Source organism: Pseudomonas fluorescens (assembly GCF_000730425.1).
Taxonomy (GTDB): domain Bacteria; phylum Pseudomonadota; class Gammaproteobacteria; order Pseudomonadales; family Pseudomonadaceae; genus Aquipseudomonas; species Aquipseudomonas fluorescens_X.
In genome coordinates, this window is record NZ_CP008896.1 from 4572774 (window position 1) to 4594288 (window position 21515).

Annotated in this window: 22 protein-coding genes; 12 read left to right on the forward strand and 10 right to left on the reverse strand. The window is 61.0% G+C overall.

Annotation, left to right across the window (positions count from 1 at the left end; genetic code table 11):
- Positions 1-216 precede the first annotated feature (216 nt).
- The 6 genes from HZ99_RS20365 to HZ99_RS20390 all read left to right on the forward strand — a co-directional run bounded on the left by HZ99_RS20365 (position 217) and on the right by HZ99_RS20390 (position 6599).
- Complete coding sequence (locus tag HZ99_RS20365) at positions 217-1131, forward strand: ABC transporter permease subunit (protein ID WP_029300506.1); 915 nt, start codon at positions 217-219, stop codon at positions 1129-1131.
- A 2-nt stretch (positions 1132-1133) separates the two neighbouring features.
- Complete coding sequence (gene livM / locus HZ99_RS20370; RefSeq protein ID WP_038445609.1) at positions 1134-2411, forward strand: high-affinity branched-chain amino acid ABC transporter permease LivM; 1278 nt, start codon at positions 1134-1136, stop codon at positions 2409-2411.
- On the forward strand, positions 2408-3283 hold the full coding sequence (locus HZ99_RS20375; protein WP_038445610.1) for an ABC transporter ATP-binding protein: 876 nt from the start codon (positions 2408-2410) through the stop codon (positions 3281-3283). The genes livM and HZ99_RS20375 overlap by 4 nt, the downstream gene beginning before the upstream one ends.
- Positions 3280-3996, forward strand: coding sequence for an ABC transporter ATP-binding protein (locus tag HZ99_RS20380; protein ID WP_032862008.1), 717 nt, complete (start codon positions 3280-3282; stop codon positions 3994-3996). The genes HZ99_RS20375 and HZ99_RS20380 overlap by 4 nt, the downstream gene beginning before the upstream one ends.
- Before the next feature lie 739 nt (positions 3997-4735).
- On the forward strand, positions 4736-5500 hold the full coding sequence (locus HZ99_RS20385) for an SDR family oxidoreductase (RefSeq protein ID WP_038445611.1): 765 nt from the start codon (positions 4736-4738) through the stop codon (positions 5498-5500).
- Positions 5501-5693: 193 nt separating this feature from the next.
- Entirely contained in the window at positions 5694-6599 is a 906-nt protein-coding gene (locus tag HZ99_RS20390; protein ID WP_038445612.1) for a cation diffusion facilitator family transporter, read from the forward strand.
- Between the two features lie 120 nt (positions 6600-6719).
- Here HZ99_RS20390 and HZ99_RS20395 read toward each other — a convergent pair whose 3' ends face one another.
- The 5 genes from HZ99_RS20395 to ureE form a co-directional block, all read right to left on the reverse strand.
- Entirely contained in the window at positions 6720-7841 is a 1122-nt protein-coding gene (locus tag HZ99_RS20395) for an AGE family epimerase/isomerase (RefSeq protein WP_038445613.1), read from the reverse strand.
- A gap of 183 nt (positions 7842-8024) precedes the next feature.
- On the reverse strand, positions 8025-8597 hold the full coding sequence (locus tag HZ99_RS20400; protein WP_038445614.1) for a HupE/UreJ family protein: 573 nt from the start codon (positions 8595-8597) through the stop codon (positions 8025-8027).
- 23 nt (positions 8598-8620) lie between these two features.
- The gene (ureG, locus tag HZ99_RS20405; RefSeq protein WP_003217431.1) at positions 8621-9235 is read right to left on the reverse strand and encodes an urease accessory protein UreG; all 615 of its coding nucleotides are present in this window, start codon (positions 9233-9235) and stop codon (positions 8621-8623) included.
- Positions 9236-9244: 9 nt separating this feature from the next.
- Positions 9245-9919 (reverse strand): urease accessory protein UreF, encoded by a 675-nt coding sequence (locus HZ99_RS20410; RefSeq protein ID WP_038445615.1) that lies wholly within the window; start codon positions 9917-9919, stop codon positions 9245-9247.
- Positions 9916-10416, reverse strand: coding sequence for an urease accessory protein UreE (gene ureE / locus HZ99_RS20415; protein WP_038445616.1), 501 nt, complete (start codon positions 10414-10416; stop codon positions 9916-9918). Before ureE ends, HZ99_RS20410 begins: the two co-directional genes overlap by 4 nt.
- Positions 10417-10724: 308 nt before the next feature.
- Between ureE and HZ99_RS20420 the strand changes: the two genes are divergently transcribed.
- Complete coding sequence (locus HZ99_RS20420; protein ID WP_038445617.1) at positions 10725-11243, forward strand: C40 family peptidase; 519 nt, start codon at positions 10725-10727, stop codon at positions 11241-11243.
- Positions 11244-11248: 5 nt separating this feature from the next.
- Here HZ99_RS20420 and HZ99_RS20425 read toward each other — a convergent pair whose 3' ends face one another.
- Together HZ99_RS20425 and HZ99_RS20430 are read right to left on the reverse strand one after the other, a co-directional pair.
- On the reverse strand, positions 11249-11881 hold the full coding sequence (locus HZ99_RS20425) for a TetR family transcriptional regulator (RefSeq protein ID WP_038445618.1): 633 nt from the start codon (positions 11879-11881) through the stop codon (positions 11249-11251).
- A 152-nt stretch (positions 11882-12033) separates the two neighbouring features.
- Positions 12034-12453 carry a hypothetical protein gene (locus HZ99_RS20430; RefSeq protein WP_038445619.1) on the reverse strand — a complete coding sequence of 140 codons (420 nt, stop codon included), beginning with the start codon at positions 12451-12453 and terminating at the stop codon, positions 12034-12036.
- Positions 12454-12821: 368 nt separating this feature from the next.
- On the opposite strand from HZ99_RS20430, the gene HZ99_RS20435 reads away from it, so the two are divergent.
- Positions 12822-14891, forward strand: coding sequence for an AsmA family protein (locus HZ99_RS20435; RefSeq protein ID WP_038445620.1), 2070 nt, complete (start codon positions 12822-12824; stop codon positions 14889-14891).
- 112 nt (positions 14892-15003) lie between these two features.
- Here the strand turns inward: HZ99_RS20435 and HZ99_RS20440 are convergent, their stop codons facing one another.
- Positions 15004-15534 (reverse strand): ferritin-like domain-containing protein, encoded by a 531-nt coding sequence (locus HZ99_RS20440; RefSeq protein ID WP_038445621.1) that lies wholly within the window; start codon positions 15532-15534, stop codon positions 15004-15006.
- A gap of 177 nt (positions 15535-15711) precedes the next feature.
- Here HZ99_RS20440 and HZ99_RS20445 point away from each other — a divergent pair, with 177 nt between their 5' ends.
- Entirely contained in the window at positions 15712-16602 is an 891-nt protein-coding gene (locus tag HZ99_RS20445) for an esterase/lipase family protein (RefSeq protein WP_038445622.1), read from the forward strand.
- Between the two features lie 49 nt (positions 16603-16651).
- On the opposite strand, the gene HZ99_RS20450 is transcribed toward HZ99_RS20445, so the two are convergent.
- The gene (locus HZ99_RS20450; RefSeq protein WP_038445623.1) at positions 16652-17530 is read right to left on the reverse strand and encodes a DMT family transporter; all 879 of its coding nucleotides are present in this window, start codon (positions 17528-17530) and stop codon (positions 16652-16654) included.
- A gap of 97 nt (positions 17531-17627) precedes the next feature.
- Here HZ99_RS20450 and HZ99_RS20455 point away from each other — a divergent pair, with 97 nt between their 5' ends.
- The 3 genes from HZ99_RS20455 to HZ99_RS20465 all read left to right on the forward strand — a co-directional run bounded on the left by HZ99_RS20455 (position 17628) and on the right by HZ99_RS20465 (position 19937).
- A complete protein-coding gene (locus HZ99_RS20455; RefSeq protein WP_038448138.1) occupies positions 17628-18416 on the forward strand; it encodes an AraC family transcriptional regulator in 789 nt (262 codons plus the stop codon).
- 71 nt (positions 18417-18487) lie between these two features.
- Complete coding sequence (locus tag HZ99_RS20460; RefSeq protein WP_038445624.1) at positions 18488-18787, forward strand: PsiF family protein; 300 nt, start codon at positions 18488-18490, stop codon at positions 18785-18787.
- A gap of 136 nt (positions 18788-18923) precedes the next feature.
- Positions 18924-19937: an AI-2E family transporter gene (locus tag HZ99_RS20465; protein WP_038445625.1), complete on the forward strand. Its 1014-nt coding sequence runs from the start codon at positions 18924-18926 to the stop codon at positions 19935-19937.
- 136 nt (positions 19938-20073) lie between these two features.
- On the opposite strand, the gene HZ99_RS20470 is transcribed toward HZ99_RS20465, so the two are convergent.
- Positions 20074-21342, reverse strand: coding sequence for an Hsp70 family protein (locus HZ99_RS20470; RefSeq protein WP_038445626.1), 1269 nt, complete (start codon positions 21340-21342; stop codon positions 20074-20076).
- Positions 21343-21515 lie beyond the last annotated feature (173 nt).

The window sequence follows — 21515 nt, forward strand, 5'->3', positions numbered from 1 at the left end:
AGCCACCACCGACTCCTTGTGGGAACCGGGCTTGCCCGCGATGACGGACTGACAGCCAACACCTGTGTTGAATGTGAAGCCGCTATCGCTGGCAAGCCGGCTCCTGCATTGGATCGAGGTTGCCCGGGCCATTGCGTCCGGCACCCAATCTGTCTTTTCCTCCAGAAGGGCCGCACACCTGATGGTGTGCAGGTCCTCACCGCGTGAGATTGCGTTATGGATGGTATTTTCCTGCAGCAACTGGTCAACGGCCTGACCCTCGGGTCGGTCTATGGCCTGATCGCCATCGGCTACACAATGGTCTATGGCATCATTGGCATGATCAACTTCGCCCACGGCGAGGTTTATATGATTTCCGCTTACCTCGCGGCGATCAGTCTGGCACTGCTGGCTTATTTCGGCCTCGAATCCTTCCCGCTGCTCATTCTCGGCACCTTGATATTCACCGTCGTCGTGACCGGCGTCTACGGTTGGGTCATCGAGCGTGTCGCCTACAAACCATTGCGCAACTCCACGCGCCTGGCCCCGCTGATCAGTGCCATCGGGATCTCGTTGATCCTGCAGAACTACGCGCAGATCGCCCAGGGCGCCAAGCAACAAGGGATTCCCACCCTGCTGGCCGGCGCCTGGCGCGTCGATATCGGCACCGGGTTCGTACAGTTGACCTACACCAAGGTCTTTATCCTGGTCGCGGCCTTTGCCGGTATGGCGCTGCTGACCTACATCATCAAGTACACCAAGCTCGGCCGCATGTGCCGTGCGACCCAGCAAGACCGCAAGATGGCCTCGATCCTGGGGATCAACACCGACCGCGTGATCTCCTACGTGTTTGTCATCGGTGCCGCGATGGCGGCCCTGGCCGGTGTGCTGATCACCCTGAACTACGGCACGTTCGACTTCTATGCCGGCTTTATCATCGGCATCAAGGCATTTACCGCAGCGGTACTCGGCGGCATCGGCTCACTGCCTGGGGCGATGCTGGGCGGGATCATCCTGGGGATTTCCGAGTCGCTGTTCTCGGGGTTGATCAACTCTGACTACAAAGACGTGTTCAGTTTCTCACTGCTGGTGGTGATTCTGATTTTCCGTCCCCAGGGCCTGCTTGGTCGCCCGCTCGTGGCGAAGGTGTAAACATGTCTGCTGCCAAATCTATCGATATCAAGAAAAGTGTGGTCGATGCGGTCCTTGCCGGGCTGATTTCCCTGATCGTGTTCGGGCCCATCGTCGGCGTGGTCCTGGACGGCTACAGCTTCAACCTGGAGCCAGCTCGCGTCGGCTTGCTGGTGGCCATTGTCATGGCCGGGCGCCTGGCCATGAGCCTGTTCCTGCAAACGCCCAAGGGCCTGAAGATTCTCCAGGGTTTTGAAAGCTCGGGTTCGGGCGTGCATGTGCTGGCGCCGGACTACAAGTCGCGGCTGCGCTGGATCATCCCGGCGTTGATCGTGATCGCCATTGTCTTTCCGTTCTTCGCCAACAAGTACCTGTTGACCGTGGTGATCCTGGGGCTGATCTATGTGTTGTTGGGCCTGGGCCTGAACATCGTGGTCGGCCTGGCCGGGCTGCTCGACCTGGGTTACGTGGCGTTCTACGCCATCGGCGCCTATGGCCTGGCCCTGGGTTATCAATACCTAGGCTTGGGGTTCTGGACGGTACTGCCGCTGGCAGCCATCGCTGCGGCATTGGCGGGATGCATCCTAGGGTTCCCGGTGTTGCGAATGCACGGTGACTACCTGGCCATCGTGACCCTGGGTTTTGGTGAAATCATCCGTCTGGTGCTCAACAACTGGCTGTCGTTTACCGGCGGGCCGAACGGTATGCCGGTGCCATCGCCGACGTTCCTCGGCCTGGAGTTCGGCCGGCGTGCCAAGGAAGGCGGGGTGCCGTTCCATGAGTTCTTCGGCATCGCCTACAACCCCAACGTGAAGTTCCTGTTCATCTACATCGTGCTGTTCTTGGTGGTGTTGCTGGTGCTGTACATCAAGCATCGCCTGACCCGCATGCCGGTGGGCCGCGCCTGGGAAGCCTTGCGCGAAGATGAGATCGCCTGCCGTTCCATGGGCCTGAACCATGTGCTGGTCAAGCTCTCGGCCTTCACTATTGGTGCCTCGACGGCCGGCCTGGCGGGTGTGTTCTTTGCCAGTTACCAGGGTTTCGTCAACCCGTCTTCTTTCACCTTCTTCGAGTCGGCGCTGATCCTTGCCATTGTGGTGCTGGGGGGCATGGGCTCGACGGTGGGCGTGGTCATTGCCGCATTCGTGCTGACGGTGGCGCCTGAACTGTTGCGCAGTTTCTCCGAGTACCGGGTGTTGCTGTTTGGCGTATTGATGGTGGTGATGATGATCTGGCGGCCACGCGGCCTGATCCGGATCAGCCGCACCGGAGTGACGCCACGCAAGGGGGTAGCGCCATGAGCAAGGAAGTGGTCCTCAACGTGGAACACCTGATGATGCACTTTGGTGGCATCAAGGCCTTGAGCGATGTGAGCCTCAAGGTCGAGCGCAACTCGATCTTCGCCCTGATCGGCCCCAACGGCGCCGGCAAGACCACCGTGTTCAACTGCCTGACCGGCTTTTACACGGCCAGTGGCGGCAAGATCGAACTCAACATCCGTGGCAAGCAGACCAACGTGATCCAGTTGCTCGGCGAGCGCTTCAAGCCGGCCGACTTCGTTTCGCCCAAGGGTTTTTTCAGCCGGGTGTACTACAAGATGTTCGGCGGCACTCACCTGGTGAACCGCGCAGGCCTGGCCCGCACGTTCCAGAACATCCGCCTGTTCAAGGAAATGTCGGTGGTGGAAAACCTGCTGGTGGCCCAGCACATGTGGGTCAACCGCAACATGCTGGCGGGCATCCTCAACACCAAGGGCTACCGCAAGGCGGAAAGCGATGCGCTGGACCATGCCTTTTACTGGCTGGAGGTGGTGGACCTGGTGGACTGTGCCAACCGCCTGGCTGGCGAGCTCTCCTACGGCCAGCAGCGCCGCCTGGAAATCGCCCGGGCCATGTGTACCCGGCCACAGATCATCTGCCTGGATGAACCGGCAGCAGGCCTCAACCCCCAGGAAACCGAAGCCCTCAGTGCGATGATTCGCCTGCTGCGCGACGAACATGACCTCACGGTGGTGCTGATTGAACACGACATGGGCATGGTGATGAGTATTTCCGACCACATCGTGGTGCTGGACCACGGCAACGTCATCGCCGAGGGCGGGCCGGAAGCGATCCGCAACGACCCGAAAGTGATCGCGGCCTACCTGGGCGCCGATGAAGAGGAGCTGGTATGAGTACGCCTATCCTCGAAATGAAGGACCTGGACGTGTTCTACGGTCCGATCCAGGCTCTCAAGAAAGTCTCGCTGCACATCGACGAAGGCGAGACGGTGAGCCTGATCGGTTCCAACGGCGCGGGCAAATCCACGCTGCTGATGTCGATCTTTGGCCAGCCGCGCGCCGAGTCCGGGCAGATCCTGTACCAGGGCGTGGACATCACCCACAAGTCATCCCACTACATCGCTTCCAACGGTATTGCCCAGTCACCGGAAGGGCGGCGGGTGTTCCCCGACATGACCGTCGAGGAAAACCTGCTGATGGGCACCATCCCCATTGGCGACAAGCACGCCAGTGAGGATATGCAGCGCATGTTCGAGCTGTTTCCGCGGCTCAAGGAGCGGCGTAACCAGCGGGCCATGACCATGTCCGGTGGCGAGCAGCAAATGCTCGCCATCGCCCGGGCGCTGATGAGCCGGCCCAAGCTGCTGCTGCTCGATGAGCCGAGCCTGGGGCTGGCGCCGATCGTGGTGAAGCAGATCTTTGCCACGCTGCGCGAACTGGCCGCCACCGGGATGACGATCTTCCTGGTGGAGCAGAACGCCAACCACGCGTTGCGCCTGTCTGACCGGGCGTACGTGATGGTCAACGGCGAAATCCGCCTGACAGGCAGCGGCAAGGAGTTGTTGGTGAACGAGGAAGTGCGCAACGCCTACCTCGGCGGGCACTGAATTGTAGGAACCGGCTTGCCGGCGATGGCGATCCCTAGGGCGCCATCGCCGGCAAGCTGGTTCCTACAGGTTTTGCATATCCATAGACCGTTCTGGAAATTGTGGAAAACAAATCTGGCTCTCCTCCAAAGCGCGACATATAGCCGCCGCAAATCCCTGTTTTGTCACACAAATGACTTGTCCCCATCCACTGTGGAACCGGCTGTGGGTAACATGGGAGTAGCTGGCTGCAAGCCTTTGTTTACGTGGCCTGTAGCGAGGTGTTTGTTTTTTGATCAGCAGCTTTTTCGTGGGCTTGCGCAGGGTTTGTCAACCTGTTCATAGACACAGGTATATGGCCGAAAGATGACGAACAGGCCTGTGGATAAGTCTGTGGTTAAACTCTGGAAAGACGTGCGCAGAGGCCGGTTTTACTGGCCTGGAGCCATGTCCCTCGACACGTCCCTTTGCACAGGCCTACATATGGCCGTTCCAAGGTCAAGCAAAAAACTTTTTGAATCGCGCTGAAAGCCTTGTGTACAGCGGCCTGGAGGGTTTTGAACTTGCCCCCAAAGACTGTGGGCGCAGCTGTGGATAACCTGCGCGCATATGGCTGCAAGCCACGGTTTATATAGCGCTGCTCGAAGTGGTCAAAAATTGATCAGGCGTGTGCCGGGTTGTGCGCATAGCGGTTGCCGGGACGGCGGGGTAAGGGCATTCTGCTGGCTGATTTTTTCTCGATGCCCGCAAGGAGAACACCATGTCCGACACGCTGTTTATTACTGGCGCAACTTCAGGTTTCGGCGAAGCCTGTGCTCGTCGCTTTGCCGAGGCAGGCTGGAAACTGGTGCTCACCGGTCGTCGTGCCGAACGCTTGAATGCCCTGGTCGAAGAGCTTTCCAAGCAGACCGAGGTGCATGGGCTGGTGGTGGACGTGCGTGACCGCAAGGGAATGGAAGAGGCGATTGCCAACCTGCCATCGTCGTTCAGCACGCTGCGCGGGCTGATCAACAACGCCGGCCTGGCGGTGGGCACCGACCCGGCGCCCAAATGCAGCCTCGACGATTGGGAAACCATGGTCGATACCAATATCAAGGGCCTGCTGACCACCACCAGCCTGCTGCTGCCGCGCCTGATCGCCCATGGCCGTGGCGCCGGGATCATCAACCTGGGCTCCATCGCCGGCAACTACCCGTACCCGGGCAGCCATGTGTATGGCGGCTCCAAGGCGTTCGTCAAACAGTTTTCCCTGAACCTGCGCTGCGATCTGCAAGGCACCGGTGTGCGTGTGACCAACATCGAACCGGGCCTGTGCGAAAGCGAGTTCTCCCTGGTGCGCTTCGGCGGTGACCAGGCGCGTTACGACGCCACTTACGCCGGTGCCGAGCCGATCCAGCCGCAGGACATTGCCGACACCATCTTCTGGGTGATGAACACGCCGGCCCACGTGAACATCAACCGTCTGGAGTTGATGCCGGTGAGCCAGACCTGGGCTGGGTTTGCGATTGAGCGTGGGGCCAAGTAAGGATTAAGACCGCGTCGCCTGTTTCGCGAGCAAGTCGCACCGCCGCTCCCACACTTGGATTTGTGGACACCGTCAAATGTGGGGGCGGGTTGTTCGCGATGGCGGCAAATCGGCCAAAATGCGGCATAAGGTACACTTCACTCCTGAAAACCCCACCGCACCCAGCGGTTTAAAGGTTTTGACAGGAGGATATGTGAGTAACCGAGGTGAGCAGGCACTGCTCAAACAATCGACCATCCTGATGTTCGCCGTAGCGATCGCGGGGATTGTCACGGGTGTGATATCTGGCGCCCAATCCATTTTATTCGACGGCTTTTTCTCGCTGATTGCGACCTTTATCAAGGTGCTGATGCTGATCACGGCCAAGCTGATCGCCAAGAAAAGCAACGACCGCTTCCAGTTCGGCTACTGGCACCTGGAACCTATGGTGTTGCTGATCGAGGGCAGTTTCCTGCTGTTGATCGCCATCTATGCGTTTCTCAACGGTGTGTTCGGCATTATCAATGGCGGGCGTGAGATCGAGCTGGGGTTGGTGATCATCTACGCGGCAGTGTTTACGGTGGTCGAGTTCGCCTATTTCTTCTATGTGCGCCACCGCAACCGCACGTTGCAGTCGTCGCTGATCCAGTTCGACAACATCAGTTGGCTGGTGGACGCGATGCTCTCCGTGGGCCTGCTGGTGAGCTTCCTGGCCGCGTTGCTGCTCAAGTCCCAGGGCTATGGCGAGTGGGCGGTGTATGTCGACCCCATGATCCTGATCCTGCTGGCCCTGAGCATGCTGGCGCCGGCCTTGAAAATCCTGCGCCCGGCCTTGCGCGATGTGCTGGGCATAGCCCCGGACCAGTTGGACGACAAGGTGCGCGAAGTGATGGACGCGGCCCAGGCCCGGCATGGTTTCGAGGACTACGTGTCCTACGTGCAGAAACACGGGCGGGCGCGGTTTATCGAGATTCATGTGGTGTTGCCGGCTGACTACCCGGTGGATAAGGTCGCGACGCTCGATGGGCTGCGTGAAGAGATATCCACAGGGCTGGGTGCGGCGGACAAGGCGCGCTGGTTGACCATCAGCTTTACCGGCGATCGCAAGTGGATTGCCTGATAGTCAGTTAGACCGCGGTGAGGCTATCGCAGGCAAGCCAGCTCCCACATTCGACCGCATTCCAAAGATGGAACTCGGTCAAGTGTGGGAGCTGGCTTGCCTGCGAAGGGGCCGCAAAGATCAGCCGAAAAATTCGATCAGGCCCTGATAACACGTCGCCAAATGGTAGGGCGTAGTCGACGGCATATCCCGCCGGCTCACCTCGCCCTTGGCATCCAGGCACTCATTCCAGCCCCGGGCATGCAAGAAATGCTGCTGCAACGCCAGCAATTGGCGCTCCAGCACCGCTGCGCTGCCCGCACGCAAAGTCAGTGCCCGCAGGTACTCGGCCTGGGCCCAGATGCGTTGGGTGCCATCACGCACGGTACCGTCCAGCGCCAACATGCCACTGACGGCGCCGCTCACGTTATCCACACCCATCTGCTCGGCATAGGCAAATGCCCGGCTCAGCGAGGCATGCAGCGCAGTGCCGCGCAGTACGGGTGAGGACTCCAGCAGGAAGAACCATTCGAACTGGTGCCCTGGCTCGAACCAGTTATCCACAGCGCCCAGGGGCTTTTCCATCATCACGCCATGCTGGCGTTCGATGAAACGCTGCTGCATGGCCGTCGCCAATGCCAGCAGGGCCTGTTGCACCGCTGCGTCTTCACGCACCGCGAGGGTGGCGAGGAAACCTTCGGCCAGATGCATCAGCGGGTTCTGCAGCGGGCCGGATTTGAGGGACGACCAGTTACGTTCCAACACCGCTTCATACAGGCCGTCGCCTGTGGCAAAGCGTTCGGCGACCACTTCCAGGGCGGCATTGAGCACCGACTCCACCAACGGCTCGCGGACCTTGGCCCAGTAATGGGCGCACGCAAAAATGATGAAAGCGTGGGTGTAGAGGTCTTTGCGCTTGTCCAGCGGCTTGCCGTGGGGGTCGATGCTGTAGAACCAGCCGCCGTGCTCGGCGTCGTGGAAGTGCCGTTGCAGCGAGCGAAACAGCGCCGCGGCGCGTTCTTCGGCAAAATCCTTGCCAGGCGTACCGATCAGGCTGGCAAACACGTACAACTGCCGGGCACAGGCCATGGCGCGGTAGCGTTGCGGGGGCAAAGGGCGGTGGTCGGCGTCCAGCGCCTCATAGGGCAGCGCCAACTCGGCATTCCAGCCTGGGCCCTGCCAGAGCGGCACGATCAGGTCGTTGAAGTGCGTGAGCACGGCGTTCAATTGAGGCTTGTTGGCAGAGCTTGGAGCGATGGGCATCGGCTGGCGTCGTCACGGCAGGGGTGTTTGCCGCGCATGTTAGCAGGCTTGGGGGCAGCGGTGGTTTTGCTACCGCTTTCGCGAGCAAGCCCGCTCCCACATTTGACGCATTCCAATGATGGAACCCGGTCAAATGTGAGAGCGGGCTTGCTCGCGAAGAGGCCCTCAACAGCGCTGCATCACTCAGCCCGCCAGCAACCAAACCCCAGTCGCCGCCGAAGCCGCTCCCACCACCCGCACCAGCGGCGCCGCCGCAGCCGGCAGGAACCGCACCAGCGCGTAACCGGCCGCGTGCAACACCGCCGTCGCCCCCACGAATCCGGCTGCATACGCCCAGGGGCTGGTCATGTCCGGCAGCTCCAGGCCATGGGCCACACCATGGAACAGGGCAAACACGGCTGTTGCGGCCACGGCCACTGCCACCGGTGGACGAATCGCCAAGGCCACCGCCAGCCCCAGGGCCAGCACCGACGCGGCAATCCCGCTTTCCAGGGCTGGCAATGCCAACCCTTCAAAACCCAGCACGCCACCGAGCAACATAGTGCCGACAAAGGTACACGGCAGCGCCCAGCGCGCCGCGCCTTGTTGCTGCGCAGCCCACAGGCCCACGGCCAGCATCGCCAGCAAGTGGTCCAGCCCGCCGAGGGGGTGGCCGATGCCGGCTACCAGGCCATTGTCGCCGTGACCCGGATGGGCAAAGGCCAGGGCCGGGACTAGCAGCAATGCGCAGGTGGCCAATAGTTTGTTGAAGGTCATACAACAGCTCCTTGGTAGAGGGCTCAGGCTGCGGTCAGCAGGCCCTGGCGTTCGATAAAAGCGACGATTTCTTCCAGGCCGACCCCGGTTTTCTGGTTGCTGAAGACAAACGGCTTGCCACCGCGCATGCGCTGGGTGTCGCTGTTCATCAGTTCCAGCGAGGCGCCGACCAGTGGCGCCAGGTCGATCTTGTTGATCACCAGCAGGTCCGACTTGCAGATCCCCGGCCCGCCCTTGCGTGGCAGCTTGTCGCCAGCTGACACATCGATCACGTAAATGGTCAGGTCCGACAGCTCGGGGCTGAAGGTGGCCGAGAGGTTGTCGCCGCCGGACTCCACGAGGATCAGATCCAGGCCCGGAAAGCGCCGGTTCAATTGATCCACGGCTTCGAGGTTGATCGAGGCATCTTCGCGAATCGCTGTGTGCGGGCAGCCGCCGGTTTCCACGCCGATGATCCGCTCGGGCGCCAGGGCCTGGTTGCGCACCAGAAAGTCAGCGTCTTCGCGGGTATAGATGTCGTTGGTGACCACCGCCAGGTTGTAGCGATCTCGCAGGGCCAGGCACAGCGCCAGGGTCAGGGCGGTCTTGCCGGAGCCAACGGGGCCGCCGATACCGACGCGCAGGGGTTGTGTGTTCATGGGGTTCTCCTAGGAACGGAACAGGCGGCTGTACTGGCGCTCGTGGGCCATGCATGCCAGGGACAGGCCGAACGCGGCGCTGCCAAAGTGATGGGGATCGCGCTGGCTGGCGTCCTGCTGGGCTTGTTGCAGCAATGGGAGCAGTTCGCTGGTCAGGCGCTGGGCAGCCTGTTGGCCCAGGGGCAGGGTCTTCATCAGCACCGCCAATTGGTTTTCCAGCCAACTCCACAGCCAGGCGGCCAGGGCATCCTCGGGGCTGATCGCCCAGGCGCGGGCGGCGAGTGCCCAGCCCAGGGCCAGATGGGGTTCACCGGTGGCGTCGAGAAACCGGCGTGCTGCTTCATCCAGCTCCGGCAGGCCACTGAGCAGTTGTTGCAGGGAATAGCCCATTTGCCGGCTTTCCTGGAACAGCTCACGGGTTTCGCGGCTGGCGCGGTGTTCTTCACCGAGTTGACGCAGGCGCCCCCAGTCCTGGTCGACGGCGGCCTGGCAATGGGCAAGCAGCAGCGGTGCTTCGAAGCGCGCGAGATTGAGTAGCAACTGGTCGCTGATCCAGCGTCGGGCGCTGTCGGCATTGCTGACCCGGGCGTTCTCCACAGCCATTTCCAGGCCTTGGGAATAGCTGTAGCCGCCAATCGGCAATTGCGGACTGGCCAGACGCAACAGCGCCCAGGCGGGGTTCACAGGCGCACGCCGAACTGATGCAGTTTGGGCGGGTAGTTGAAGTCTTCATCACCGTGGCGCGAGTGATGATGGCCACCACCGTAGGCGCCGTGCTCTGGTTGGAACGGTGCTTCGAGGGTTTGGGTGTGGGCGCCCAATTGCTCCAGCATGGCCTTGAGCACGTAGTCATCGAGCAGGCGCAGCCAGCCGTCGCCCACTTGCAGGGCCACATGGCGGTTGCCCAGGTGGTAGGCCGCACGGGTCAGTTCGAAGGCACTGCTGCAGGTGACGTGCAGCAGTTGTTCAGGGCGTGCGCAGACACGTACGACACGTCCGTCTTCAGCCTGTAGGAATTCCCCATCGTGCAGCGGCGGCTGGCCGCGCTCCAGAAACAGGCCGACGTCTTCGCCCTCGGCACTGAAACAGCGCAGGCGGCTTTTGCTGCGGGCTTCGAAGTTCAGCAGTAACTCTGCGGCCCAGACAGGTTGGGGGGCGATTCGGCGGTGGATCACCAGCATCAGGAAGCTTCCAGCTATGAGCGATAAACAGGCTAGAGCAAGGGGCTTGCCAACCAGGCTTGGCGTAGGAAATCACCGTAGGCTATGGGGGTTGCGCCACTAAACGGGGCGCTGGCTGGTGCTGAAGTGGTCTTTTTTGGTGCGTGATGGGATGTAAAGGCACCTGAATTGGGCGATTTGACCAGGGCCATTTATATGTAGGGACGATTTGGGATTTGTCCTACGAGCATCTTCGACTTTCCGTTCATCTTGCTACGCATCGCTTCACTAGGATTGCACCCCGTGTTTAATCCACTGCGACGTTCATCATGTTCAAGTCATTTTTATGTGTACTGATTGCCGGCCTGTTTGGCGTCACGTCCTCGGCTTCGGCCAACTTCAATAAGCGCCATACCTCGCTGGCTCCCTTCAGCTCATCGCTGCAGAGCGTGCCGCAGCCGAGCATCGACAATGTGGTCGACCGTGCCCATCAATTGCTGGGCACCGCCTACAAATGGGGCGGCACCTCTCAGGAGCAGGGGTTCGATTGCAGCGGTTTACTGGTCTATCTGTTCAAGACCGAGGCCAACATTGTCATCCCACGCACCACGGCGGCGATGCACCGTTCGACGGCGGCGACGATCAAGCGTGATGCGCTGCAGCCGGGCGACGCGGTGTTTTTCAGGGGCAATGGGCGCAACCAGATCAGCCATGTCGGCCTGTATGTCGGCGAGGGCAAGTTCATTCACTCGCCGCGCAAGGGCAAGAGTATCCGCATCGACTCACTGGCCAACAGCTATTGGAAGAAAAACTACACCACCGCCAAGCGTTTCCAAGCGGTGCGCTGAGCGGCCTATTCGGTGCTGCCCAGGCCTTGCCAGTGCTTGAGGCCGATAAAGATAAAGCGCAGTTGCTGGGTGATCTTGGCCTGGGGTGTGAGGTGCGCCGGCAGGGCGGCAGCGGGAGGGTCGATAATGTCGGGCAGGGTGGCGAACACGCTTTTGACGATCAGGTCGGCCATCACATGCAGGCCCTCGGCGTCCAGGTGCTGGAGCTTGGGCATCAGCGTCAGGTCGGCCGCCAGGTCCGAGGTGATGTCTTCGCGCAGGGCGCCGATGGCTTGGCGCACGGCCAGGCAACCGCCGTATTGCTCACGGGCCAGGAACAAAAATTGCGAACGGTTGGCCGCTACCACATCGAGAAAGATCCGTACCGAGGCATCGATGATGCCGCCCATGACGAATTCGTTGTGGCGCACCAGGCGGATAGTGGCGCGGAAGGTCTGGCCGACCTCACTGACGAGCACCAGGCCCAGTTGGTCCATATCGGCAAAGTGACGGTAAAAACCGGTGGGCACGATACCGGCGCTCTTGGCCACTTCGCGCAGGCTCAGGCTGCCAAACCCTCGGCCACACTCCATCAGATGGCGGGCTGCGTCCATCAAGGCAAGGCGGGTCTGTTGCTTCTGTTCGGCGCGGGGGAGCATTGGCGGGTGGGCTTTGTAGACAAGGACAGCGACGCACTCTAGCAAAACAACTTTACCGGCGTCGAACTTGAAACAGGACAAAGGTGGGGCGGGTCACACAAAGTCAAAGCCCGATCGCTGGGGATCGGGCTTTTTTAAGGGCCAGCACAGGCTTAGCTCGTGGCTTTGTGCATTTGATCCAGACGGTCGGAACCGCCTTCGACGATGAATTCGCGTTTTTGCAGACGGTCCGAACCCCCTTCAACCAGGCCTTTTTGTTCCAGGCGATCACGACCGCCTTCGGTGACGAACTCGCGTTTTTGCAGACGGTCGGAGCCACCTTCAACCAGGCCTTTCTGTTCCAGGCGATCACGGCCGCCTTCAGCTACGGCGTCGCGTTCTTTCAGACGGTCCGAGCCACCTTCAACCAAGCCTTTCTGTTCCAGGCGATCACGACCACCTTCGGCAACGGTCTGGCTGATGTGTGCAGCGTCAGATTTGACTTGTGGAATCGCTTGTTCTGCGGCTGGCAGGGCAAAAGCGCTGGTGGCCAGGACAGAGAGTGCAACACTGAGCAGTAATTGGCGTTTCATGATGAGTTGCTCCTTGGGAGGGCGATAAAGTGGGTACAGGACTCATGCTACTCTCGATAACTCGATATAAAAGTTCATAAACACAATGGTAATAATCAACAGAATTGATTGTTCTGCGCCGGGGCTCTAGGTCGCGCCTCTCAAGCCCGCGCTTTTGCACCGGGGTGGGTATTTTCGACACGGGCATGGGTAACAACGGTGCGCCGTCGAGGCGGGAAACTGTCGGATCAGTCAAAAAAAGCGCTTTTGGCCGCTAATTCCCATCTGCGGTTAAACCCCCAGGCCATTTGCCAGTCGTAGCCATATAAGCTTTAGTCCTTGCGCGCGTTGCCAATGGCACGCGCAGTCGTAATCAGGAGCCCTGTGCAATGACGCGCACTCGTAAAATGCTTGCCTGGAGCAGTGCCTGCTTCGTTCTGTTAATCGCCGCAGTGGTCCTGATCCTGGTGTTCTTCGACTGGAACCGGATCAAGCCGCAACTCAATGCCAAAGTCTCCGAAGAGCTGCATCGTGCCTTTGCCATCAATGGCAACCTGGCGGTGGTCTGGCAGCGTGAGCCGGACGAAGGTGGCTGGCGCGCCTGGGTGCCGTGGCCCCATGTGGTGGCCGAAGACCTGAGCCTGGGCAACCCCGAGTGGTCGAAACAGCCGCAGATGGTCACCCTCAAGCGCGTCGAACTGCGCATCTCGCCCCTGGCGTTGCTGGCCCAGCGTGTGGTGATCCCGCGCATCGACCTGACCGAACCGAGCGCCGAGTTGCAGCGCCTGGCCGATGGTCGCGCCAACTGGACCTTTACCTTCGATCCCAAGGACCCGAATGCCGAACCCTCCAGCTGGGTGGTGGATATTGGCGCCATTGGCTTCGACAAGGGCCGTGTGACCCTCGACGACCAGACCCTCAAGACTCGGCTCGATGTGCTCATCGACCCCCTGGGCAAGCCCATTGCATTCAACGACATCGTCGGCGAGCGCGACGCCAAAAAGGCCCAGGAGCAGGGCACCACGCCCCAGGACTATGCCTTTGGCCTCAAGGTCAGTGGCCAGTACCATGGCCAGAAACTGGCCGGTAGCGGCAAGATCGGCGGGTTGCTGGCCCTGCAAGACGCCGCCAAGCCATTCCCCCTGCAAGCCGAGGCCCGGATCGGTGATACCAATATCGCCCTGGCGGGCACCCTGACCGATCCGCTGAACCTCGGCGCCCTGGACTTGCGCCTGAAACTGTCCGGCACCAGCCTGGGCAACCTTTACCCGCTGACCGGCGTGACCCTGCCGGACTCACCTGCCTATTCCACCGATGGACGCCTGATTGCCAAGTTGCATGAAGCCGGCGGTGCGTCGTTCCGGTATGACAACTTCAACGGCAAGATCGGCAACAGCGATATCCACGGCAACCTCGCCTATGTCGCCAGCCAGCCACGGCCCAAGCTCAGTGGCGCGCTGGTCTCCAACCAACTGCTGCTGGCCGACCTGGCGCCGCTGATCGGTGCCGATTCCAATGCCAAGCAAAAGGCCCGCGGCGGTGAAAGCAAGCAACCGGCGACCAAGGTGCTGCCGGTGGAGGAGTTTCGCACCGAGCGCTGGCGCGATATGGATGCCGACGTCGAGTTCACCGGCAAGCGCATCGTGCACAGCGCTGACCTGCCATTTACCGATCTCTACACGCACCTGGTGCTCAACGATGGCCAACTGAGCCTCGAACCCCTGCGCTTTGGCGTGGCGGGTGGCAGGCTCGATGCGCAGGTCCGCCTCAATGGCCGCATCACCCCGCTGGAGGGCCGGGCGAAGTTGACGGCGCGCAACTTCAAGCTCAAGCAACTGTTCCCCACCTTTGAACCGATGAAGACCAGCTTCGGTGAACTCAACGGCGATGCGGATATCGCCGGGCGCGGCAACTCGGTGGCGGCGTTGCTGGGCAGTGCCAATGGTGAGCTGAAAATGCTCATCAACGACGGCGCGATCAGCCGCAGCCTGATGGAGATCGCCGGGTTGAACGTGGGCAACTATGTGATCGGCAAGCTGTTTGGCGACAAGGAAGTGAAGATCAATTGCGCGGCGGCGGATTTCGGCATCAAGACCGGCCTGGCCACCAGCCGGCTGTTTGTGTTCGATACCGAGAACGCGATCATCTATATCGACGGCACCGCGAACATGGCCAGCGAACAACTGGACTTGACGATCACGCCGGAGTCCAAGGGCTTTCGCCTGTTTTCGCTGCGCTCGCCGTTGTACGTCAACGGGCCGTTTATCAAGCCCAATGCCGGGGTCAAGGCGGTACCGCTACTGCTGCGTGGCGCGGGGATGGTGGCGCTGGGTGTGATCGTTGCACCGGCGGCAGGCTTGCTGGCGCTGGTAGCGCCGAGCGGGGATGAGCCGAACCAGTGTGTGCCGCTGTTGCAGCAGATGAGGGAAGGCAAGGCGCCGAAGACGGTGAAAGGCTAAAGGTGGGAGCGGGCTTGCTCGCGAATGCGGTGTATCAGTCAACCTATCCATTGCTGACCCACCGCATTCGCGAGCAAGCCCGCTCCCACATTAGTGAGTGGTGCTGGCTGGCCTACAGGTCTTTGAGAATGTCCGCCATATCGTCAGCGTGCTCTTCTTCCTGGGCCAGGATGTCTTCAAAGATGCGGCGGGTGGTCGGGTCTTTCTCGCCGATGTACTGGATGATCTCGCGATAGCTGTCCACCGCGATGCGTTCGGCCACCAGGTCTTCGTAGACCATGTCCCTCAAGCTCTTGCCGGCCACGTATTGTGCGTGGGACAGCTTGGACAGCAGGTCCGGGTTGAACTCTGGTTCGCCGCCCAACTGTACGATGCGTTCGGCCAGGGTGTCGGCATGTTCCAGCTCCTGGTTGGCGTGCTCCAGGAACTCATCGGCGGCGACGCTGGCCTTCAGGCCGTTGGCCATGAAGTAATGACGCTTGTAGCGCAAGACGCAGACCAGTTCGGTGGCCAGCGACTCGTTGAGCAGGCGCAGGATCTCTTCGCGGTCGGCGCTGTAGCCTTCGGTCACCGCGCCGTTTTCCACATTCTTGCGTGCACGTTCGCGAAGGGTACTTACGTCAGACAAATGCATGTCGGTCATTTCATTCTCCTCAGGGCGACATCCGGGGTTGCGCCACACTCTCGTGATGTGATCACTCAAAGTTGTGAGTGCCGCGCGGCGCAAAAAGTTTTATCGGATGTCGTCGGGTGCCATATCGATTGCCCCAAGGCTGGTCTAGGATCAGCCCAATCGCCTCTCTCAAGGACGTTTACCCTCATGCCGCAGACATTGGCTACACGTTATCCCCTGGTTCTGGTGCCGGGCATGCTCGGGTTTGTGCGGCTGCTGCTGTACCCGTACTGGTACGGCATCGTCCCGGCCTTGCGTGCCGGCGGGGCGCAGGTGTTTGCAGTGCAAGTGGCGCCGCTCAACTCCAGTGAGGTGCGCGGCGAGCAATTGCTGGTGCAGATCGAGCAGATACGCCGCCAGACCGGCGCCGGCAAGGTCAACCTGATCGGCCATAGCCAGGGCTCGCTTACCGCCCGTTACGCGGCGGCCAAACGTCCGGAATGGGTGGCTTCGGTCACCTCGGTGGCCGGGCCCAACCACGGTTCGGAACTGGCGGACTACCTGCACACCCATTACCCGGCCGACAGCGCCAAGGGCCGCATCATGAGTGCGCTGCTGCGCCTGGTGGGGGCGTTGATGGGCCTGTTGGAAACCGGCTACCGCGGCCCGCGCTTTGCAGCGGATATCCACGCCTCCCATCAGTCGCTGACCAGCGAAGGGGTGGCACTGTTCAATCGCCAGTATCCCCAGGGCTTGCCAGATACTTGGGGCGGGCAGGGGCCCGAGGAAGTGGGGGGCGTGCGCTATTACTCCTGGTCCGGCACCTTGCAGCCGGGCAAGACCGATCGCGGGCGCAACCTGCTGGACGGCACCCACCGCAGTTGCCGGCTGTTTGCACGGACCTTCGTCAGGGAGAAGGGCCAGTGCGACGGCATGGTCGGGCGCTATAGCTCACACCTGGGCACGGTGATCGGCGATGACTATGCGCTGGACCATTTTGATATCGTCAACCAGTCACTGGGCCTGGTGGGCAAGGGCGCCGAGCCGATTCGCCTGTTTGTCGAGCATGCCCGGCGGTTGAAGGCGGCCGGGGTCTAGGCGCAAAAGGCTCCCTTGTAGGAGCCGGCTTGCCGGCGATAGCCATCTGTCAGGCGACGCGCCTGACCGGTGTAGTCCACCGCTCCGACAAAATCACCCCGCCCAACGTCAGCACGCCCCCCACCAGGTGATACAGCGCCAACTGCTCCTTGAGCACCACCGCTGCGATCAACGCGGTGATCAACGGCAGCAGATTGAAAAACAGCGTGGTCCGGCTCGGTCCCAGGTTTTTGACCGAATGCATCCACGCCAGCGGCGCGATCATCGAGGCCAGCAGGCAGGCATACACCACCAGGCCAATGTTCGATGGGCCCAGGCCGACCTTGTCCGAGGCCAGGAACAGCGGAAACAGCACCACCACGGCCACCAGCACCTGCAAATACAGCAGCACCAGCGGCGGCAGGCGCAGCTGCCATTTTTTCAGCAGGGTGCTGTAGATCGCGTAGGCCAGGGTGGCCACCAGCATCATCGCATCGCCCAGGTTCACCCCGTGTTGCAGCAGCGCGCCGAGGCTGCCGGACGACACCACCACCGCCACCCCGGCAAATGACAGCACTGCACCGGTCAGGGCGCCGAAGGTCAGGCGCTGGCCGAGGCTGATAATGGCTGCCGTCAGGGCCATCAACGGCATCAGCGACAGGATGATCCCCATGTTGGTGGCGCTGGTCAGGCTCGCGGCGTAGTACGCCAGGCTCTGGTAGACCGCCATGCCCAGCACGCCGAGTACGGCGATCTTGCCCAGGTTGGGGCGGATCAGCGCCCAGTTGGCCAGGACCGGCTTGAGCATGAACGGGGTAAACAGGAGGGCGGCCAGCAGCCAGCGATAAAAACCGATCTCGGCCGGGAAAATCGAGCCCACGGCGAGTTTGTTGATCACGGTATTGCCGGCCCAGATAAAAATGGCCAACAGCGGATAAGCGTATTGCATTGCAAGGAACCAGGAACGTTAGTGAAGGGTGATTATCCTTTGTCTGGATCGAAGCCTATACTTCGATCCGGTCAAGCCACCTTTGTATCCAGACAACATGTCCAAGACCTACATCAACCTGCCTGATTTCGACGTACTGCCGGCCCCGGTGTACTTTCGCTACTCGGAATTTGCCGCCGACAGCCGTGCCTCCCGCCATCAGCATGCCTGGGGTTCCCTGGATTACTCGGCCCGTGGCGTGATGCGCTTTGAAGTGGACGGCAACCGGTTTATGTCGCCGCCGCAGTACGCGGTGTGGATTCCGCCCAACACTCAGCACAGTTCCTACAACGCCCAGGCGATTGTCTACCGCTCGGTGTACCTGGCGCCGTCGTTGTGCGAGCAATTGCCTACGCAGCCCTGCACCCTGACCATCAGCAACATCCTCAAGGCCATCCTCAGTGATTTTGCCGAACGCGACGTGAACATCCCGGCCAACGAGGCTGACGTGCGCCTGGCCCAAGTGCTGGTGGACCAACTGCGCCAGGCGCCGGTGCATGATTGTTTCCTGCCGTATGCCAGCAGCCCCGGCCTGCTCAGCGTGCTCGAAGGCATGCAGGCAGATCCCGGGGACAACCGCGCGCTGGCGCAGTGGGCGCAGCAGGTGCATGTCAGCGAGCGCACCCTGGCCCGACAATTTGTGCGCGAACTGGGCATGAGCTTTGGCGAGTGGCGCCAGCGCCTGCGCTTTCTCGCCGCCATTGAGGCGCTGGAAAGCAATCGCAGCGTGCAGGAAGTGGCGTTTGACCTGGGCTACAGCACCGCCTCGGCGTTTATCGCGATGTTCCAACGCCAGGCCGGCAGTACCCCGGAGCAGTATCGACGAATGAACCTACGTAGCAGGTGAACGTGTAACAGGCTTTGTCTACACTGCAGGGGAGGCCGCGCCCCTCGGCGTGGTAACAGGGAGAAAACTCCATGAAGATGTTGCGTGTTCCGTTGTTGATGATCGGTCTGCTGCTCTGTTCCCAAGGGTTTGCGGCCACTGCCCAGCAAAACAAAATGACCACCTGCAATGCCGAAGCCTCCACCAAGACCTTGAAGGGCGACGAACGCAAGGCCTTTATGAAAACCTGCCTCTCGGCCCCGGCCGCCAACGACGCCAAGACCCTGACCCCGCAGCAGCAAAAGATGAAGGACTGCAACGCGTCGGCGAAAACCAAGGCGCTGGCCGGCGATGCGCGTAAAACCTTTATGAGTACTTGCCTTAAAGGCTGACCCGCTTAGATACCCATGTGGGAGTGGGCAAGCCCGCTCCCACAGGTGATAGCGTTCATTGCCATCAGACTTCTCGCTTGATTACCCCAAGGCTGGCAGACTGCCCATCCTTTAACGCCGTTCGTTTAGAGGCTGTATGCCAACGTTTTCTTCGCGTCATGTGGTGTTGCTGGCCAGCTACATCATCATTTTCGGCGGTTTGTTACTGGTCCTGCCGTTAAAACTGCTGCCCAGCCTGTTGGCCGGCCTGTTGGTTTTCGAACTGGTCAACATGCTCACCCCGCAACTGCAGCGTCTGATCGAAGGCCGGCGTGCCCGCTGGCTGGCGGTGGCGTTGCTCGGCACAGTGATTGTCAGCGTGCTGACCCTGATCTTCGCCGGCGCCATCAGCTTCCTGCTGCACGAAGCGGAAAATCCCGGGGCCTCCCTGGACAAATTCATGGGGGTGGTCGACCGCGCCCGCGGCCAACTGCCACCGTTCCTTGACGCCTACCTGCCGGCCAGCGCCGCCGAATTTCGCGTGGCCATCGGCGATTGGCTGAGCAAGCACCTGAGCGATCTGCAACTGGTCGGCAAAGACGCTGCCCACATGTTCGTGACCTTGCTGATCGGCATGGTCCTGGGTGCCATCATCGCCCTGCAACGAGTCCCCGACGTGACCAAGCGCAAGCCTCTGGCTGCCGCACTGTTCGATCGCCTGCACCTGTTGGTCCAGGCCTTTCGCAATATTGTCTTCGCGCAAATCAAAATCGCAGCGCTCAACACCCTCTTTACCGGGATCTTCCTCGCGGTGGTGCTACCGCTGGCGGGGATCCACCTGCCGCTGACCAAGACCCTGATCGTCCTCACCTTCCTGCTGGGCTTGCTGCCGGTGATCGGCAACCTGATGTCCAACACCCTGATCACCATCGTCGCCCTGTCGTTGTCGATCTGGGTAGCGGTGGCGGCACTGGGTTACCTGATTGTGATCCACAAGGTCGAGTACTTCCTCAATGCACGCATTGTCGGTGGGCAGATCAGCGCCAAGTCCTGGGAGCTGCTGCTGGCGATGCTGGTGTTTGAAGCCGCATTCGGCCTGCCGGGGGTGGTGGCGGGGCCGATCTACTATGCGTATTTGAAGAGTGAGTTGAAGCTGGGCGGGATGGTCTGAGGATTGAGGGGGCCTGGACTGGCCCTTTCGCGAGCAAGCCCGCTCCCACATTTAGACTGCATTCCCAAGGTGGAACTCGGTCTAGATGTGGGAGCGGGCTTGCTCGCGAAGGGCGCACCACGGTTTTAACTAAAGATCAGTAGCCGTAACGCTTGCTGGCCTCGATCGCCAGCCCGCTGCCGATGCTGCCGAAGATGTTGCCTTCGACATGCCGGGCATTGGGCAGCATCGCCGCAATGCTCTGGCGCAGGGCCGGGATGCCGCTGGAACCGCCGGTGAAGAACACCGTATCGACCTGGGCCACGTCCACCGAGGCATCGTCCAGCAGGTGGGTCACGCTGTTGCGCACCCGCTCCAGCAGGTTGTCGATGGAGGATTCGAACAGGGCGCGGCTCAGTTCTACGCTCAGGCCTGCTTCTACCCGGTCCAGCAGCACATGGCGGTTGTCGTCGTGGGTGAGTTGGATCTTGGTCTCTTCCACTTCCATCGCCAGCCAGTGGCCGGCGCGTTGCTCGATCAACTTGAACAGGCGGTCGATGCCACCGGTGTCTTCGATGTCGTAGCGCATGCTGCCCAGCGCAATCTGGGATTTTTGCGAGTACACCGAGTTGATGGTGTGCCAGGTGGCCAGGTTCATGTGGTGGCTGGTGGGCATGTAGGCGCCGCTTTTCATGCGGCTGCCGTAGCCGAACAGCGGCATCATGCCGGCCAGCGAGAGCTGTTTGTCGAAGTCGGTACCGCCGATGTGCACGCCGCCGGTGGCGAGGATGTCGTCATGACGGTTGTCATGCTTGCGCCGTTCCGGCGACAGGCGCACCAGGGAGAAATCGGACGTACCACCACCGATGTCGACAATCAGCACCAGCTCTTCTTTTTCGATGGTGGACTCGTAGTCGAAGGCCGCGGCAATCGGTTCGTACTGGAACGAGACTTCCTTGAAGCCCAGCTTGCGGGCCACGTCCACCAGGGTGTCTTCGGCCTCTTTGTCGGCCATTGGGTCGTCGTCGACGAAAAAGACCGGGCGGCCCAGTACCACTTCTTCGAACTCACGGCTGGCGGTGGCTTCGGCGCGGTGCTTGAGTTGGCCGATAAACAGGCCCAACAGGTCCTTGAAGGGCATGGCCGTACCCAGCACGCTGGTGTCGTGCTTGATCAGCTTGGAGCCCAACAGGCTCTTGAGCGAACGCATCAGGCGGCCTTCGTAGCCTTCCAGGTACTCGTGCAACGCCAGGCGGCCGTAGACCGGGCGGCGCTCTTCGAAGTTGAAGAACACCACCGAGGGCAGGGTGATCTTGTCGTCCTCCAGCGCGATAAGCGTTTCCATGCCGGGGCGGATCCAGCCGACAGTGGAGTTGGACGTGCCGAAGTCAATGCCGCAGGCACGGGCTGGGGATGGGTTGTTCATGTCTAACAGGTTCCGGTTAAAAAACGGCCGCGCAGTGTATGTCACCCGCGCGCAGATGCGTAGGCCGACTATCCGCTAAATACAGCAGACTTGTTACCTTGAAAGGTCGGCTCTTTGCCCCCAACTCCTGTGCATACGGTTGGTGGCTGTCGAAAGGATCAAGTTTGTCCTGC